General features: G+C 39.5%; 17 protein-coding genes. 8 read left to right on the forward strand and 9 right to left on the reverse strand.

Annotated elements, in window-relative coordinates; genetic code table 11:
- Window positions 1-154 precede the first annotated feature (154 nt).
- Together B0O44_RS10145 and B0O44_RS10150 are read left to right on the forward strand one after the other, a co-directional pair.
- Window positions 155-955, forward strand: a complete 801-nt coding sequence (locus tag B0O44_RS10145) for a helix-turn-helix domain-containing protein (protein WP_110829879.1) — start codon at window positions 155-157, stop codon at window positions 953-955.
- 72 nt (window positions 956-1,027) lie between these two features.
- Complete coding sequence (locus B0O44_RS10150; RefSeq protein ID WP_110829882.1) at window positions 1,028-2,791, forward strand: S41 family peptidase; 1,764 nt, start codon at window positions 1,028-1,030, stop codon at window positions 2,789-2,791.
- Window positions 2,792-2,829: 38 nt separating this feature from the next.
- On the opposite strand, the gene B0O44_RS10155 is transcribed toward B0O44_RS10150, so the two are convergent.
- From B0O44_RS10155 to B0O44_RS10180, 5 genes are all read right to left on the reverse strand, one after another.
- Window positions 2,830-5,226, reverse strand: a complete 2,397-nt coding sequence (locus B0O44_RS10155; RefSeq protein ID WP_110829884.1) for an outer membrane beta-barrel family protein — start codon at window positions 5,224-5,226, stop codon at window positions 2,830-2,832.
- Between the two features lie 95 nt (window positions 5,227-5,321).
- Window positions 5,322-6,404 carry a helix-turn-helix domain-containing protein gene (locus B0O44_RS10160; protein WP_110829887.1) on the reverse strand — a complete coding sequence of 361 codons (1,083 nt, stop codon included), beginning with the start codon at window positions 6,402-6,404 and terminating at the stop codon, window positions 5,322-5,324.
- Window positions 6,405-6,503: 99 nt separating this feature from the next.
- Window positions 6,504-7,586 (reverse strand): hypothetical protein, encoded by a 1,083-nt coding sequence (locus B0O44_RS10165; RefSeq protein ID WP_146229807.1) that lies wholly within the window; start codon window positions 7,584-7,586, stop codon window positions 6,504-6,506.
- A gap of 143 nt (window positions 7,587-7,729) precedes the next feature.
- On the reverse strand, window positions 7,730-8,902 hold the full coding sequence (locus B0O44_RS10170; protein ID WP_110829891.1) for a retropepsin-like aspartic protease: 1,173 nt from the start codon (window positions 8,900-8,902) through the stop codon (window positions 7,730-7,732).
- 329 nt (window positions 8,903-9,231) lie between these two features.
- Entirely contained in the window at window positions 9,232-9,450 is a 219-nt protein-coding gene (locus B0O44_RS10180) for a hypothetical protein (RefSeq protein WP_110829895.1), read from the reverse strand.
- 158 nt (window positions 9,451-9,608) lie between these two features.
- Here B0O44_RS10180 and B0O44_RS10185 point away from each other — a divergent pair, with 158 nt between their 5' ends.
- From B0O44_RS10185 to B0O44_RS10205, 4 genes are all read left to right on the forward strand, one after another.
- The gene (locus tag B0O44_RS10185) at window positions 9,609-10,067 is read left to right on the forward strand and encodes an SRPBCC family protein (protein WP_110829897.1); all 459 of its coding nucleotides are present in this window, start codon (window positions 9,609-9,611) and stop codon (window positions 10,065-10,067) included.
- 105 nt (window positions 10,068-10,172) lie between these two features.
- A complete protein-coding gene (locus tag B0O44_RS10190) occupies window positions 10,173-12,032 on the forward strand; it encodes a M61 family metallopeptidase (protein ID WP_110829899.1) in 1,860 nt (619 codons plus the stop codon).
- A 180-nt stretch (window positions 12,033-12,212) separates the two neighbouring features.
- On the forward strand, window positions 12,213-12,578 hold the full coding sequence (locus B0O44_RS10200) for a hypothetical protein (protein ID WP_110829903.1): 366 nt from the start codon (window positions 12,213-12,215) through the stop codon (window positions 12,576-12,578).
- Window positions 12,579-12,664: 86 nt separating this feature from the next.
- Window positions 12,665-12,889, forward strand: coding sequence for a hypothetical protein (locus B0O44_RS10205; protein WP_110829905.1), 225 nt, complete (start codon window positions 12,665-12,667; stop codon window positions 12,887-12,889).
- 14 nt (window positions 12,890-12,903) lie between these two features.
- Here the strand turns inward: B0O44_RS10205 and B0O44_RS10210 are convergent, their stop codons facing one another.
- Entirely contained in the window at window positions 12,904-13,659 is a 756-nt protein-coding gene (locus B0O44_RS10210) for a phytanoyl-CoA dioxygenase family protein (RefSeq protein ID WP_110829907.1), read from the reverse strand.
- A gap of 100 nt (window positions 13,660-13,759) precedes the next feature.
- On the opposite strand from B0O44_RS10210, the gene B0O44_RS10215 reads away from it, so the two are divergent.
- Entirely contained in the window at window positions 13,760-14,140 is a 381-nt protein-coding gene (locus B0O44_RS10215) for a hypothetical protein (RefSeq protein ID WP_110829909.1), read from the forward strand.
- The gene (endOF3, locus tag B0O44_RS10220; protein WP_110829911.1) at window positions 14,137-15,066 is read left to right on the forward strand and encodes an endo-beta-N-acetylglucosaminidase F3; all 930 of its coding nucleotides are present in this window, start codon (window positions 14,137-14,139) and stop codon (window positions 15,064-15,066) included. The genes B0O44_RS10215 and endOF3 overlap by 4 nt, the downstream gene beginning before the upstream one ends.
- Before the next feature lie 18 nt (window positions 15,067-15,084).
- Here the strand turns inward: endOF3 and B0O44_RS25080 are convergent, their stop codons facing one another.
- The 3 genes from B0O44_RS25080 to B0O44_RS10235 are packed head-to-tail and all read right to left on the reverse strand — an operon-like array spanning window position 15,085 to window position 16,329.
- The gene (locus B0O44_RS25080) at window positions 15,085-15,351 is read right to left on the reverse strand and encodes a hypothetical protein (RefSeq protein WP_110829913.1); all 267 of its coding nucleotides are present in this window, start codon (window positions 15,349-15,351) and stop codon (window positions 15,085-15,087) included.
- 35 nt (window positions 15,352-15,386) lie between these two features.
- The gene (locus B0O44_RS10230; protein ID WP_110829915.1) at window positions 15,387-15,722 is read right to left on the reverse strand and encodes a YciI family protein; all 336 of its coding nucleotides are present in this window, start codon (window positions 15,720-15,722) and stop codon (window positions 15,387-15,389) included.
- 16 nt (window positions 15,723-15,738) lie between these two features.
- A complete protein-coding gene (locus B0O44_RS10235; RefSeq protein ID WP_110829917.1) occupies window positions 15,739-16,329 on the reverse strand; it encodes a hypothetical protein in 591 nt (196 codons plus the stop codon).
- Window positions 16,330-16,337: the final 8 nt, after the last annotated feature.

Here is a 16,337-nt window from a genome sequence, read left to right on the forward strand (position 1 = left end):
AAGGGGATTTTGGGTGGAGCTGTCACAATGTGGATACCGAATGCAGCATAATGATAAATAAACGGGATTCTTTTTGGTGGCTTTTTTTATAAAATTGCCATGTGAACTGAAACGAATTTTAAAAAGTAGTGTCTTATATAGAGAATTTTGAATTATGTCAGAAGGAACGGCTGTATTTTTAGGGGAAACTTATTTTATGAAGCCTGCGCAGGGTTTTCAGGTTGCCTTTAATGGTTATTCTGGTAATGCTGCATTTGAAGAGTGGCATTCGCATGAAAATCCCAGCTTTAGCCTTCTTTTAAGCGGTACCTATGAAGAAGAACTGCATTTAAAACATTATAAACGTGTTCCCGGTGACCTTAAGTTTGTACCTGAGAACGAGGTTCACCGTTGTAGTCACTATGTTCAGGGTACCCGTAAAATAAATCTGGAACTGAGCCGGGAATGGCTACAGCAAATGGAAGTTTCTCAGCAGCAGCTGGACCTGTTAACCACTCAGGCCATGCCTACCAAATTCAACCTGCTGAAAGTGTTTCATGAAATGCAGGATCCTGGTGAGCAGTCCAAAGCCTCTGCGGAATTGCTGTTGTATGGTTGGCTGCAGGGGCAGCATGCCTTACAAAAGACCGCAGTCAGAAACCCACCGGCATGGGTAGGCTTGCTCAAAGAGTACCTTCACGACCAGTGGGATTCTAAGTTTGTACTGGAGGTTATTGCCCGTGAGGCAGGGATACATCCGGTAAGTTTATCGAAGTATTTTCCCAAGTATTTTTCCGCTACGCTTGGAAATTACATCAATCAGATTAAAATAGACAAGTCCCTGTCTTTGATCAGAACAAGCTCCGGCTCTTTAACGGATATTGCCTATCGCTGTGGTTTTGCAGATCAGGCCCACTTTACCCGGACTTTTAAAGCGGTTACCGGTTATCTGCCAAAAGACTTCCGTAAAATTTAAAGCGGTTAATCTGGTTCAATTTTAAAGCTGTGGTCCGGATTAGTTTTGCCTTAAGTTTTTAATTTTATTTTGATGAGAAAAAAAATAGCATTTCTGGTACTGAGTTTTGTAGGGACCTTTTGTTTTGGACAGCAATCTTTGTATTTGCAGCAACTAAAACTGGCTGGTCATTTTACAAAATCCGGAGACCATAAGAATGCCGCTTTGGCCTATACCAGGGCCCTTAAACTGACAGAAGAAATGGATGCAAATGACCAGTATAATGCAGCATGTTCCTGGTCACTGGCCGGCCGCCCGGATTCTGCCTTTTATTTTCTGGAGCAAATTGCCGGAAAAAGTTATTTTGATCTGGAGCATTTAATAAAAGATAAGGACCTGGAACTATTACATAGGGACCACCGTTGGGGCGCTTTAGTGAACAGGATTAAAAATGTGAAGCTTTACAGGATGAAAAGTGAGGCTCTTTATCAGGATTTTGACCTTATGGTTTCTGCTTTAAAAGAAGCGCACACGGGCTTGTACTGGTACAACACCAAACCCGCGTTTGACAGCATCTGTGTTCAGCAGCGGGCTAAAATAAAATCAGGCATGACTGCCCTTGACTTTTACAATGTTCTGGCCCCTGTTGTAGCCTTTACCAAAGAAGGTCACAGCTTCCTCAGACTGGACAAAAGGAGCCAGGCTTACCTTAAATTTAAGGGGAGTTTTTTTCCCTTTTATATAAAAGTCCTGGACCATAAAGTTTATCTGATCAATGACCTGGGAAATCTTAAAACCAGAGGCAAGCTTTTGTCAAAGGTTAACGGAAACAGTATTGAAAGTATTATGGAGAAATTTCTGAGCTATGAGCCCTCAGATGGTTTTAATACCACGAGCAAATACCGCTGGATAGAGGAGGAAGCTAAATTTAACATTTATTATAGCAGGGCCTATCCTCAAACGGCATATTTTGACATAGAGGTCACAGATCCTTTAAATGGTCAGACCAGCACCTATAAGAATATTCCAGCCGTAGGATCAAAAGAATTTAATGACAACTATAAAAAGGTAGGCAGCGCCATTCAAGGAACATTTTATACCGCTCCGATCATTTTAAAAACAGACAGTATCCCAAATACAGCCTTACTGACCATTAACTCTTTTTCTGAAAAAAAATACAAGACGGCCAAAATCAATTTTAAACAGTTCATAAAGGAGGCTTTTGAGCAAATTGATAGAAAGAACCTGCAAAACCTGATTCTGGATATTAGAAATAATGGTGGGGGGAACGAAGGTTATGAAGAATATGTGATGTCTTATCTGATCGAAAAGGATTATAAAAAATACGATTATGTACAGGCTTCTGCATTTTCTTATTCCTTTTATGCAAATTCTGATTACAAATACGACTACCAGACACTGGATAGCATTATGGTGGCCGAACATTACAGGGCCAATGATGGCCGTCTGCTTAGGAAAGAAGGGGTTTTGCCGCATTACGGCCCCCGGGATAAAGCTTTTAAAGGGAAAATATTTGTGTTGACCACTGGCCTGACCTATTCGGGCGGGGCGGAGTTTGCAACCTTGTTGAAAAACTATACCAATGCAGTTTTTATAGGAGAGGAAACAGGTGGCGGTTACTACGGGAACACAAGTGGTATTCGTATTACGCTTAAACTGCCCGCTTCAAAACTTGAAATCGGGATACCATTGTTAAAATTTGCGGTGCACACAGAAAACCAAAGCCAGGCATTTGGACGGGGCTTAATACCGGATTACAAAATTGAACCGACTATTGTCGAGTATTTAAGCGGTTTTGATCCCTTAATGCAAAAGGCTTTGGATTTGGTCCGATGAATGTGTGTTGAAACACCCCTGGTTTTATTTGGCAGGGCTCAATTGGCCCTGCTGCTTTCGGCTTGTCCGGTCTGTTTATTTCTGAATGCCGAATTTTTTAGACGTCCAAAACGATAGGTGACCATTAACCTGAAATAGTTGGTGCTGTAAGTGCGGTTAAAGTAAATATCTGTTTGCCCAACACTATAATTTCCGGCGGCATTGGTGCGATGAAAGATGTCGTTCACTGTAAAACTGGTCTTCAGGCTATGGTTAAAAAAATCTTTTTCCAAGCCAGCAGTGACCGTAGAGCGATGGACATTATAGTAGAGGCCATAATACCTGTCACCAAGGTACCAGGCCATCAGCTGAATTTTAAACCAGTTCCTGATGTTAAAGGTATTGCTGGAGTATAAATAAACCTGTGGTTTTGGTTCCATTTGTACAAAATCGAATTTGTTGTCTATAGATCTGCTGTAAGTCAAATTGACTGTGTTTACCGAATTCCACCAGGAGGTATTAAATGAGGCAGAGAGTGCCGCATACCAGGTATGGTCTTTGTCGAGATTGATCGGCTTAAGCACATAACTGTTCGGACTACTGCCCCTTAACGCGGCTGAGCTTAAAGGATCGATGGTATAATTGTACCCCACTTTAAAGTCAAAGCTTTTATAAATGGCGCCCAGTTCAAAAGAATGAACTTTTTCGGGAACCAGGTTTGGATTGCCTTCAATGGTGGTAAAAGGATCCTGATAAATGACAAATGGGTTGAGCGCCTGATACCTTGGTCTTGTGATTTTGGAAACATAAGAAGCCCGGAGTTTAAACTCTGGTGATAAAGCAGCGCCCAGAAACAGATTTGGAAACAGGTTAAAATAATAATCACTTAGCAATTGTCCTGTGCCAACGCTTGTATTGAGCTCATAGCTTGTCCATTCACTTCTTAAGCCCAGACCATAACTGAGCTTTTCATTAAAGGAGCCATTGTAATTAAGATAGGCTGCAGGGATTTTTTCCGTGTATTTAAAATCATTTGATAAAACATTATTGCGTTTAAAATCACCTCCATTTTCTGCAATGAAAAATTCTGTTGCAGAATTGGTCTGTACATAGCTGAATTTAGCACCCATTTCCAGTTTGGCCCTGGACGGAAATACTTTTGCGTAATCGGCCTGGGTGCTTGAAATGGAAAGTTTGCTTCCGACATTGTTCTTTAAAAAACGATACGCCTCCGAAGCGTTAATTTTGCTGTTTTCATTTATAAAGTCATGAATATCGGTATTGTAACGGGAGTATTGGCTTCCGGCAAAAAAAGAAGAGCCGAGACTATCTATGGTCCTGTTGTAGTTTAAGATCAGGGAATTGTTGTACCTGAGGTCATCTTTGGCAATGTTACTGGTATAAAAGCTATTGTCTTTTTTTGTGGTGATGGCATTTTGGCTTTCCTGACTGCCGCCCAGATTTTCCAGATTACCCGAATAAGCAAGGGACAGGTTACTGTTTGAGTTGAACATGTATTGGGCACCAAAGCCATAATTGGAAAAATTATTCATTTTCCGCATCCAGTTGGTGGTCAGTTCTGAGCGTAGGTAATCGGTCTCTGCAGGCCGGGTCCTGGTGGTGTACAAACGTTCCCTGGTTCTTCCAAGCTGCAGGTTGTAATTACCGGCCAGAGAAAACTTACCTTTCATATAATTCAGGTCCATCATGCTTTGTTCATTTTTTCCTCCGAATTTCGAACTGGTGAGATACTGGCTTATGGACCCGATTATGCCTTCGCTGCTGTTCACTTTGGTGATGATGTTGATGACTGCTTTTCCTTCGGCATCGTATTTTGAAGATGGATTGGAAATGATCTCTACTTTTGCAATCTGGGCACTGGAAACCCCCGCCAGCTGTTCGTAAGTAATTTGTTTGCCGTTCAGATAAATAATGGCGTCTCCTTTACCAAAAACAGAAAAGCGGCCATCGGTTACGATTACGTTCGGTGCCCTGCTGAGCAATTCTGTAGCAGAATTGCTGCTGGCAAGAATGGTGTTGGCCACATTGACTTCAATGTTTCCATTGCTGGTGTATTTTATCTGGGGTTGCTGACTTCTGATCTGGACTTCAGCCAGCTGATATTTGTTTTCCCGGATCGTAAGAATGCCCAAATTGATGTCGGCCTGACCATTGTATTTAACCTTAATAAGGGTGTCGGGAAAAAGCAGGGAGCTTAATTTAAGGAGTATTTCGGAATGATGGAGGCCGGATAAAGTAAAGCTTCCGTTTGTAAAACTGACGGCCTGGATTCTGCTGGAATCTGTTACTGATAAAGCAAACGCATTGCCCATCAGGGCTTCTTGCTTTACATCGAGTACTTTTGCAGAGATGCTCTGAATGTTTTGGGCAAAGGTTTGGGCAGTGCAAAAAAACAAAAGGATACTGCAGATAAAAAGGGAAATGAAGGTTTTCATAAAACGGTTCAGGAATTTGATTGGGTTCTTTTTTGACAAAAGTCCGGATCAAAGTCCAGCAAGAAGTCCCGAAATGCGAAATCAGGAGTACGGATTTATAGATTTGTACCTGCCGGAACTACTTTAAGCGCGTTTTGCTGGTAACTTAGGGGAGTGGTGCCGGTTTGTTTTTTGAAAGCAGCAAAAAAAGTAGACTTGGAATTAAAACCGACTTCATAACCTATGGCCTCCAGGGTAAGCCGGTCATCGGAAGCAATGATCTGGCAAGCTTCGTTTATTCTGAATTCATTGACAAAGGTGGTGAAGTTTTTGCCCATATTGTCATTGAGTAACTGCGACAACTGGTGGGCCGAAACATGAATGCTTTTGGAAAGCTCATTTAATTTCAAGTCTGGGTTCTTATAAAGTTCCTGTCCCTGCATCAGGCTTTCCAATTTTTTGATCAATAATGCAGCTTCTGTATCAGATAATCTTTTACCAACATATTTGACTTGTCCGAAAGCAAACAGATCGTCTGTTTTTTTTCTGTACAATAAAATCGAAATGACCAGATACAGGATCAAAGAAAAAACAATACAGCTCATGATATAGGGATAGGAGCGAAAGCCTGCAAAAGTTAGAAAGTAAGAAATCATGATCAACAGGTTCCCCAGAAATATAGCCAAAAGCCATATCTCGGAGGTCTTTAAAGGATTTTTCCTGCTAAATGATCTTTTAAAGATCCCTCTTAAAAGAAAGGCAGAAGCCAAAACATACAACAACCATTCAAAATAGATCAGGTTGACCATACGATGGTTCCAGAACCAGGGATACTGCTGGAAAGGATAGAGGATTCCGGCTGCGGCAATAAATATAAACAGCAACAGCAAGACCGGTTTCCAGGAGTTGCTGATCCTATTTTCGGGGCTAAGGGAGGATTTGAAAAAATAGTAAAGGAATGGGCCTATAAAAAAGCAGGCCGATAAGCCAATCTGAAGATAAACCCGTGGCAGGTCGTGATTAAAATAGATAAGAACAGATTTTCCGACACGGATACTCAAGGAGAGGAGCAGGGCACCCAGGAAATAATTGGACAGGTGTTTTTTTTTCGTGAAAAAGAGAAAATAGGCACTTAAAACCAGGCCGTTAAAAGCACCCAATGCACTGAAGAAAAACAAAACCTCCCTGTGGATATCCATAAATTTATAAAACTGGTCTGTTTATTTTTTTGACCTAAAGATAATTAATTGCAAGAGTTAACTGGAAATAAAGGTGTTAAAAAAACAGGGACATCTTTTTTACTTTTTTAAAATCAGTTTTTCTACAGCTTCTTTGAGTTGTTTTTTATTTTTTCCGGTTTTTTTGACGAGCATCTCCAGGAAGTTGTTGCTTGTAATTTCAGGATCATAATACAGTTTGTAAAAATAATCAAGGCCGTAATTTTCAATTAGATATTTACAGAAAACAGCTGCAAAGGTATAAGTAAGGCTGCTGCTATATTGTTGTTTTACTTTTCTGAAATAAAGGTCATCAAAGCTGTATTTTTCAGTTTTATAGCCCTCACGAAGTTCTTCCAGTCCTTTTTGATAGCTGATTGCTCCTTTGTTCATTCCGCCATATAAAGACGCGATGCCTTCCTGCAGGAAAAAACAATTGGCACCTTGGCCCAAAATAGCATGGATAAATTCGTGGGTATAAATGGGGTTGTCATTTATGGCCACTACATACGCTTCCGGAATATTTGTAAAGCCCCCCAGCCCGCCATCCCAGATAACAATGTTAGATAGGTTGTTCAGCTCTTCTTCGCTGGAACACATATAGTAGGCAATAGGTTTTTTAAGGTTCGGGCGTTTTAATAGGCTATACATTGTATCCAGAACTTTGCTGGCTGCTTCCATTTTATTTTTTTCAATTTTATAAAAAGGAGAAATATAGAATTCGAGGTTTTTAGTACTATAGCGCCTAAACCGGTCTGAGTCATATTCCTTGCAATTGTCCAGATAATAGGTGTCACCGATTTTTACAATATAGTATTTGTAGACATTACAGTGGCTGTTTTGATTTTTGTCAGATTTGCTTTTTGTTGAAATTTTGAAATAGGAAAGGGTGTCGTTAATACATTGAAGTTCTGATAACTCTATGTCAAAGCGTTTACTGATTTGTCTGGGTGTAAATTCTCCCCAGGTCCAATCCATCGTATAGTCATGTATTTTTCTGTTTTTATATTTAGGGTGCCACATTTCATTGTTTATCGTATCCTTTTGCATATATGCATTAATGAAATTGTAAAGGACTTTGATCTTTTGTTGCGAAGTATCAATTTTAACTGGTACCCTGACCTGGGCAAAAGAAGAATGATGGAGCAAAAACAAACCCATCAAGACACAAAATGTTTTGATGTTTCTGAAGATAAATGCGAAAAATGAATTTTTAAAAAGGAAGGTTGTGCCCATCTTCGAAGATAGAAAATGTTCCGTAAATGGATTAGATTTTAATCTGTATTGTTGATCTGCTGATGAATTGTTTATTCTTTGCTGATCCGTACCTTTCTTATACTTCCTTTATCGTCTTTTAAGGTTAAAACAGCCGCTTCTTTACCATAAAGTACCGGATGATTTTGCATCAGGTTGCAAATGTTAATTTCCGAATAGTCTTTGTCATCTATGGCAAGAATTTGCTCACCTGCTTTAATCTGATCGGTCATTTTATCCCAAACTAAGCCAACGATAAACTTTTTACCGCTGACGGTTGGTTGAATAGGCCATTGTTTTTCAAACATTTCATTTTTTTCCTGTTTGGCATCAAAGTAAAATTTACCATGTATGAAATCGAGCGTCACTATTCCATACTCCAGCAATTTGGCTCCTACTGCTGGAATAGCACCTTTGTCCGTTGAGGTGATGACCTCGTTAAAACGTGCATCGCCGACCTGGATAAAAGGAATTTTGATCAGGTATTTTTCGGCATTTTTTTGAAGTCCAAAAACACTAATTGTACTTGAACCATAACCTTGTTGCAGCACCTGGTAAACATTTAGTTTGCTTACCCTTTTCATAAGCTCCTCGGACATGCGCAGAAAGGTATTGTCTCCGGTATCGAAACCCAGGGTCAGATTGACTTTATCTTTTAGCTTGATCTGGATTTGCGGATCACTCTGATAATTGGTTTTTGTGATTAGCGGGATTGCTTTTTTAGGGTTTAGGTTTAGTTTTTCGGGCTGATCCGTGAAAATGATCAAATGCCTGGAAGCATCAATCCGGACAATGGAATTCCGGAGTAAATTACTTCCGATAACACCTTCAATACCCCAACACCTGTAAAAATCAGGAAAGATGTCTATGGCAGGAATACCCATAAAACGGAGGTCGCCAATTTTGATTTCATCGACCAGAACCGCCGAGAGCGAATCCTTATCTCCAACGGCATCCCTGACCAGGTCTTTATGAATAATGGTAGCGTTTAATTCGGAGACCAGTTCCGGACTTAAAGCACAGGGGGCCCCTGTATCGAAAAGAAATTTATGCGTTTTACCGGCGAGCTCAACTTGTAGAAATATTTTTCCGTTGATGCTTTCATAAGGTATTTCCTCATAATAGTTACTCACCTGCAAACCACCCAGGTTATAGCTGAAGCTTTGGGCAAAACAAGTAACTGTGCTGAAAATCAGCAGGACAAATAAAAGGCTGGAGCGTTTCATAACAGGGGGCTTCTTTAAAAATGCAAATTACTAATTTTTCTTAAAATGAGTTTTTACCCGATTTTTTAATAAAACATTTGCATGCCTGATGCTTTCCAGGCCAACATCTTTTCCTGTAACGTAATTAAAACCTGTATAACTCCAATAAAGGGTTGCAATTGACCAGCCGGTAATTTGACATTTCCAATAAAGGGGCAGCAGGGGTTTTTGATTCATTTGCCAGATCCTATCAGCAGATCAAAGCAACAAAATTTATAATTACTTTAAAAGGAAAAGTACAGCAATGCCCAATTTTTGGGGACCAGTACCTGTAACAGCTGATCTTAAGATCAGCTGTTTTGAATTCGGTCATCGACAAATTTTCCGATTTTCAGGACAGTTTCACTGTCCAGCGATTTGTTTGCTGAACTGGTTGACCATTCTCCGAAGAAATCTTTTTCCATGGTGTAACGATCACCGTAGTGGCTTACTGTAACACTCAAAGGGTTTTGTTTTTTTAACGCCACAGTATATACTGCGTTTCCAGCTCTTAAATTAAATGGTTCCATAGGTAGGGATATGTTTTGATATACAGTTGTTTAACAAAATTCCTGCCTCTTTTTGGAATTTTACTATAAGCATTGGATTTTAATTTCAGGGAAATCGGCCAGGTGATATTTTATTTTTAATATTCTATTTTAGCTATGAAAATTGTTAAAGAGCCATTATGCCGGTTATACATTTAGAAACTTTTATAGAAGCAAAACCGGAAAAAGTTTTTGATCTGGCCAGAAGTATTGACATGCACGTGATTTCTACCCAAGGTACCGATGAAAAGGTTGTTGGGGGTAGGTCGTCGGGCCTGATTGAACTGGGTGAAAGTGTTACCTGGCAAGCGCGGCATTTGGGGGTAGTTCAGCGCCTAACCAGTAAAATCACCGCATTTGATTATCCGCAATATTTTGTTGATGAAATGCAGCAAGGGATTTTTAAATCCTTCAGACATGAACATCTGTTTTTACCGCAGACCGGTGGAACATTAATGACAGATGTGTTTACTTATGTGTCTCCCCTTGGGCTGCTTGGAAAACTTGCTGATAAATTGTTTTTGTACGGCTATTTAAAGCGTCTTTTGATCAAAAGAAATGCGGTGATAAAGGCTCATGCAGAAAACTCAATTTTTTGAAAAAATACTGGTATTTTTTGTAACTAAATAAAGTTTAAGTATTCCAATGGTGTAACCTGCTGAATCAGCCGTGTTTATCTATATTTAAATAAAACCTAAAAACTAATGAAAAAATACCTGTTCTATTTTTTACTTCTGGCTGGAGCTAGTCCGGTTTTTGCCCAGAAGAGTACCACTTCTTATCAATACAGCCTTGATTTGAATAATGTAAAGGAGGATAAATTAGAAGTGACCTTACTGACACCAAAACTGAAGACGGCCGAAACAACTTTTCATTTACCTAAAATGGTACCCGGCACTTATGCGATTTATGATTTTGGACGTTATGTGTCTAACTTTAAGGCTTTTGATAAGAGCGGCAAGGAGTTGAGTGTTGTTCAGGGAGATGTAAATTCCTGGAAAATAGCTGACGCAACAAAATTGGCAAAAATTACATATCTGGTAGATGATAGCTGGGACAGTCCGGAAATTAAAGGGCCAGAAATTTTTCAACCGGCAGGAACGAACATCGATAAGGATAAAATGTTTGCGATCAATAATTTTGGTTTTTTTGGTTATTTCGATGGACAAAAGAGTGTGCCCTTTGAAGTAACGATCACCAAACCGGCAGATTTTTATGGCTCGACCTCTCTTAAGGCAAAACATGTAAATGCGACAACTGATCAATACCTTGTTCCGGATTATTATAGTCTGGCAGATGCCCCGATCATGTACAATAAACCGGATACAACAATTTTACACATTGGTGGTGCTGAAATTTTAATTTCCCTTTATTCCCCTAATCATAAGGCAACTTCAGCAATTATTGCAAAAGAACTGAAAAGAACAATTGAAGCCCAGAAGGAATATCTGGGAGGTAAATTGCCTGTGGATAAATATGCTTTTATCATCAGTCTGACTGACAATCCTAAAATAAGAAGTTACGGGGCCCTGGAGCATTCTTATTCTTCTTTTTATTTTCTTCCCGAAGGATTTACGCCTGAAAAACTGGCGCAAACGGTTAGAGAGACTGGTTCTCACGAATTTTTTCACATCGTGACCCCTTTAAGTATCCATAGTGAAGAAATTGGTAATTTTGATTACGATCATCCTAAAATGTCTGAACACTTGTGGATGTATGAGGGGCTGACTGAATACGCTGCCCATCACATGCAGGTTAAATATGGTTTGGTAGATTTTAAGGATTATTTGAAAACACAAGGCCAGAAACTGAACAACACCAGACGCTATAACGATACGCTGGCTTTTACCAGGATGTCAAAAGGAGTTTTAGACACTTTTGAAAATCAATATGGCAATGTTTATGAAAAGGGAGCATTGATCGGACTTTGTCTGGACATCAAACTCAGGGAATTATCGAAAGGTAAATATGGCACCCAAAACCTGATGAAGGATTTGTCGAAAACTTATGGAAAGACAAAATCATTTAAAGATGAAGAGCTTTTTGCAACGATTACCAAATTAACCTATCCTGAAATCGGAGCTTTTTTAAATACCTATGTGGCTGGAACAAAAAAACTCCCTTATAAAGAAGTTTTTGCTTCAATAGGAGTGGATTATGAGCCCGTTGTGAACATAAAAAGGGCAAATATGGGAGATGTTCGGATGGGCTATAACCCGGCAACAAAAAACCTGTTCGTTGCCGATACAACAATGAACAGTTATGGTAAAAAATTGGGTTTCCAGAAAGGAGATCAGATTCTTGCCATTAACGATGTTAAACTTCCTGAAATATCACAGGTACAGCAATTTTTAGATAATGTAAGGCAGAGTGCAAAAGCCGGAGATACCTTTAGCGTACTGGTGTTAAGGAAAGATGCAAACGGAAATTCATCTGAAGTGAAACTGAGCCAGCCAGTAGAACTTCAGGATGCCAAACTGTATAATGTTTTAAAGGAGTTTCCAACATTAACTGAAGATCAGAAAGCTTTACGGGCAGCCTGGTTAAATACAAAGAACAACTAAAAAATTGAATTCAAAAAAAAGCGCGGTTTATAAAAAACTGCGCTTTTTTTATTTATAGGCCTGAAATAATTGTTCCCGGTTTGAATTTTAAGGGTAGAAAAAGACAGGTGGGTTTCTTTTTTAGAGATAAAATTAATATTTTTAAAACAGGAGGATTGCTGAACATAATTTATTAAACATATGACAGATAAGGAAACCACACAATACATCATTTCCCATTACGGAACGCTTTTTAACATCAACGAAAAACTTGCTTTTAAACATCAGCAATCACTATTAAAGTTAGATGACCCCAGTGGTGGCTTATCTGAGGTTCAAAAAGAAAGAAGAAGAGACTTGTACCTTCGTCAGGGCTGGCTCACCAACAATGCAGAAATTTTGAATTTACTACAAAATGGTTATGAGCATTTTGAACTTAAGGTGGCTTCCAGAATATTGACAGAGCATAAAGACCAGGTGTTTTTTAACTTTTGCCCTCAATGTGCGAAACTGGCCAGGACACCACAGGCCAGGCAATGCAGGCATTGTAACCACGACTGGCATTAAGCGGCTGGAATCAATTTAACCGTTGTGATTATTCGTCTTTTATAGCACTATACTGTAGCTTTGCGTAAAGCACTGTTTACAGGACCATGAAACCTCAAAAGAAACCAATATCCCCTCAAAAAACTGCTGCCGGTAAGGAGTTGTCTGTGCGCAACAAATACCTGCGGAGCAGAATTGTCATTTTGATTTTAATTCTGGTTTTGTATGGAATTTTACTTGTTGACAGCAAAACCGGATTTATCAAGTCCTGGGTTGGAGATAAGACAATTGAAATCCCGGTCCCAAAATGGCTGAAGAATATTATCGGCTAAGTGTTTTGATGGCCCTAAAGAAACAAATCCTTTTTATCAAGCTGCTCTAACAGGTTTGCTGAAGGATGGTTGGCAGGATCAATAAAACGGTTCATTTCGGGATTTTTATCTACAAATAAAACATCAAAACTTAAACGGTCATTGCCATAGATACCCCGATGGATCAGATTTGCAGAAAAGACCAGTAAGTCAGACCTGTTTAAGGAGATTTGTTTCCCCCTGCTGAGCGGGTCACTTGGGTTTTTACCATTTAAAGACATCCTTACGTCGTATTCTTCAGCAAGGTCCCAGTTGTTATGACTGCCTGGAATGAGTTCTATACCCTTTTCTGCTTTTAATGGGATCCTGAAATGAATCACATTTTGTTTTTTGATGGCTTTTTTCTGGTCATCCAGGCTTAAGCCAGTATATTGAATGTCACGGTGCCAGTAATTATGCTGGCTCTGGTTAAAAGGATCAAAAAATAATTGTGTGTTTAAAAATACAGCTTCAGACGGAAAAATTCTGGTCATGATCTGGTATAGGTTATCACTGGAAATAAAGTTAAACAATTCCAGTTTTTCCTTCTGATGAAGCGTATTTCCTGAAGTGAGACTATGACTATTGATGAGGCCATTTTTATAATAAGCTTCATTTTCTGCCAACCAGATTTTATGGAATTTTAACAGGATGTTTTCGAGCTTAAGCAGCGAATGTTCATCAAAAAAATTCTGCAGCAACAGGTAGCCTTGCTGTTCATATTTATCTTTGATTTCCTTTAGGTACCGCATATACTCAATTTTACAAAAATTAAACCATAAAGAAGTGTGTAATCGCTTTTAACTTGTTATTTTCGTGCATCTGACAAATCAATTATATATCAACTACAAGATGAACAGAAGATCCTTAAAAATAATAGGTTTGGTACTTATACTTGCTTTTACCGCTTACGAAGAATTGAGTTTAAGGCCTTATCTGTTGAAACATAAGGTGCAGCCCGAGTTTATAGGGGGCTCATTACCAAATTTTCTTGCAGTACTGATTGTTGCCTTTCTTTTTTCTGTTCTTAAGGACGGAACGGTTAAAGGTTCTGCATTAAGGGTAAGTATTCAGGGCACTGCAGCCATGGTCCTTTACGAAGTGGCCCAGCTTTGGATGCCCCAAAGAACATTTGACTGGCTGGATATCGCTGCTTCTTTACTGGCCGGTCTGGTTTCATTTTTTTTATTAAGCATTATTGACCATTCGGACGTCAAGAAACCTGTAAAATGAGGATACTTTTTTATAGTTTTTTAATAACTGCAGCGGCAATTTTTAATTGTAGTGCGCAGGTGACTGGCAGGCAAAAATTTATAGCCTATTACATTACTGATGGCCGTAATGCCTCTTTTAAACTGCGTGATATTCCTGATGGGGTTGATATGGTGATTTTATTTGGGGTGAAATACTGGCAATACCAGGATACACTGAAATACCCGGCCGGTCAGGGCATGATGGGCAGTTATAAATCTTATGGGGCATATTTTAAGGATATAAAAGCCTTGCAAAAAAGGGGGATTGCGGTTTTACAGAATGTCGACGATGCGGCGAACTGGCAACAGGCAAAACCAGATGGATACGCTAACCCTGAAGTCTGGGCATCTAATCTGCAAAAAATACTCGTTGAACAGTATCATTTGGATGGGATCAGTTTGGATATTGAGCATTCAGGTAAGGCGCCGGACCTTATCCCTTCCTTTCCCAGGTTTGAAGAGATTGGATATCATGGATGGTACAAGGGTGCTATGGAAGCAAACCCTAATTTTCTTTCCTGTATAGCGGCCCTGACTAAGTATTTTGGCCCAAGGTCTGGTACAAAAAAACAATTGCAAACAGCAAGCGGCCTTGATATTTATTCCTGGGATAAAATAGCCACCCATTTTGGAGATGCTTTTGATTATTTTCAGATTCAGTCTTATGATAGATCTGTCTCCACTTGTCAGCTGATGATGAATTATGTTTTTAATGTGAATAAAATACCCGCTTCCAAAATGATTTTTGGAGCATATCCGGAAGGGCATAAATCTTTACTTTCAGATATAGCCCTGGCAAAATGGAAACCGGTACAGGGTGTTAAAGGAGGAATCATGGTTTACACTTTTAATTCTGACCTGTCTTATTCCAATGCTGTTTTAAAGGCGCTAAGAGCTGCCGAGTAAGTTTGTTCCTGATTCTTTTTAGCTGGGCCTTTTTCTTTTGGATGCTAGATACTCCAGGCTGGCGGAAAGGACGATTAACAAAAGCACGTCGGATAAAAGTGCTGAGAAATTAAAGACAGTACGGTTTTGTGGTTCGGGATCTCTTTTACCTCCAAGATATTCGTAAAAAGTAAATGGAAAACCGATGGTGTCGTTTCCGTCTGAAGGGCTGTTATAGGAGCATGTTGCAATACTGGTTACAAGAAAAAGAATGATTAGAATGCAAAGAAATCTGACAGGTTTCATAACAGATGTTTTGTATGCAAGGTAAAACCTTTGGTTTAACCTTGCATTTCCCTTACTTCAGCGTAACCGCCAAACTGGTATATAGGGCAGGATAATGCAATGCGTACCGCCTGGTTAAGGTCTTCGGCCTTTAACAACAAAAAGCCCCCCACAATTTCTGTCCCGTTCTGGTGGGTTCCGGAGCTGATTTGTTTACTGGGGCTAATGACAGCACCTTCAAGGCTTAAACCACTTCCTCCGGCCAGTTTGCCTTCTGCACTCCATTTGCCAAACCATTCTTTCCAGTGTAGCTGATGGATCCTGGTTTCTTCTTCACTATGTTGTTGTTTTCTTCCGTCTGGTTCACGGAAAATGACAATAAAATTTTTCATGATGTATGGTCTGGCTCTATTTTAACTTCATTTCTATCGTTTGCCCGTCACGGGTAATTTCTACAAATTCTTCAATCCGATCGGTATAATTATTTACATACCGCTGCTGTTGGTAATAATCTGTTCCACCTCCATAACCATTACGGTCCGAGCCGGTATATACATTTCTTGTCCCCTCTATACTATAACTCGCCATGGCTTGCAAAAAATATTTACCAGGTTTCATGTTGTAAAATTTAAAACGTCCATAATTGTCTGTACGAACAACTACCCGCCACCTGAAGGCTTCATTGGACATAAATACACTAGTGTTTTTACCCTCCTTCTTTTTTCTGAGGTTATACCATTCGGTAAAGTAAGTAGTAACAGGAAAGAGGGTTACGTCGGTATTTACGGCCAGGACCTTTCCAAGTATGCGCATCCCATATCCATTTTTTTGTCTGGTAAAGGCAACGCCTTCTATAGTGGATTTACCTACGCCAAGCATATTTTTAGCTTCCAGGGAATCAAAGGGCACCTGTGGGAGTAGTTCTGTTTTTTGTGCTTTTACTTTAAGAAAAGCGCAGGTTAAAAAAAGGAGTAAAAAGAATAATTTTGATGTTTTCATGGCAGGGT

The sequence above is a fragment of the Pedobacter nutrimenti genome, assembly GCF_003208655.1.
GTDB lineage: Bacteria > Bacteroidota > Bacteroidia > Sphingobacteriales > Sphingobacteriaceae > Pedobacter > Pedobacter nutrimenti.

Coding starts and splice junctions, on each gene's coding strand:
- B0O44_RS25080 (WP_110829913.1), bottom strand. CDS start 15,351: ATGAAACCTGTCAGATTTCTTTGCATTCTAATCATTCTTTTTCTTGTA.
- B0O44_RS10150 (WP_110829882.1), top strand. CDS start 1,028: ATGAGAAAAAAAATAGCATTTCTGGTACTGAGTTTTGTAGGGACCTTT.
- B0O44_RS10180 (WP_110829895.1), bottom strand. CDS start 9,450: ATGGAACCATTTAATTTAAGAGCTGGAAACGCAGTATATACTGTGGCG.
- B0O44_RS10185 (WP_110829897.1), top strand. CDS start 9,609: ATGCCGGTTATACATTTAGAAACTTTTATAGAAGCAAAACCGGAAAAA.
- B0O44_RS10145 (WP_110829879.1), top strand. CDS start 155: ATGTCAGAAGGAACGGCTGTATTTTTAGGGGAAACTTATTTTATGAAG.
- B0O44_RS10215 (WP_110829909.1), top strand. CDS start 13,760: ATGAACAGAAGATCCTTAAAAATAATAGGTTTGGTACTTATACTTGCT.
- B0O44_RS10190 (WP_110829899.1), top strand. CDS start 10,173: ATGAAAAAATACCTGTTCTATTTTTTACTTCTGGCTGGAGCTAGTCCG.
- B0O44_RS10235 (WP_110829917.1), bottom strand. CDS start 16,329: ATGAAAACATCAAAATTATTCTTTTTACTCCTTTTTTTAACCTGCGCT.
- B0O44_RS10230 (WP_110829915.1), bottom strand. CDS start 15,722: ATGAAAAATTTTATTGTCATTTTCCGTGAACCAGACGGAAGAAAACAA.
- endOF3 (WP_110829911.1), top strand. CDS start 14,137: ATGAGGATACTTTTTTATAGTTTTTTAATAACTGCAGCGGCAATTTTT.
- B0O44_RS10155 (WP_110829884.1), bottom strand. CDS start 5,226: ATGAAAACCTTCATTTCCCTTTTTATCTGCAGTATCCTTTTGTTTTTT.
- B0O44_RS10205 (WP_110829905.1), top strand. CDS start 12,665: ATGAAACCTCAAAAGAAACCAATATCCCCTCAAAAAACTGCTGCCGGT.
- B0O44_RS10170 (WP_110829891.1), bottom strand. CDS start 8,902: ATGAAACGCTCCAGCCTTTTATTTGTCCTGCTGATTTTCAGCACAGTT.
- B0O44_RS10160 (WP_110829887.1), bottom strand. CDS start 6,404: ATGGATATCCACAGGGAGGTTTTGTTTTTCTTCAGTGCATTGGGTGCT.
- B0O44_RS10200 (WP_110829903.1), top strand. CDS start 12,213: ATGACAGATAAGGAAACCACACAATACATCATTTCCCATTACGGAACG.
- B0O44_RS10210 (WP_110829907.1), bottom strand. CDS start 13,659: ATGCGGTACCTAAAGGAAATCAAAGATAAATATGAACAGCAAGGCTAC.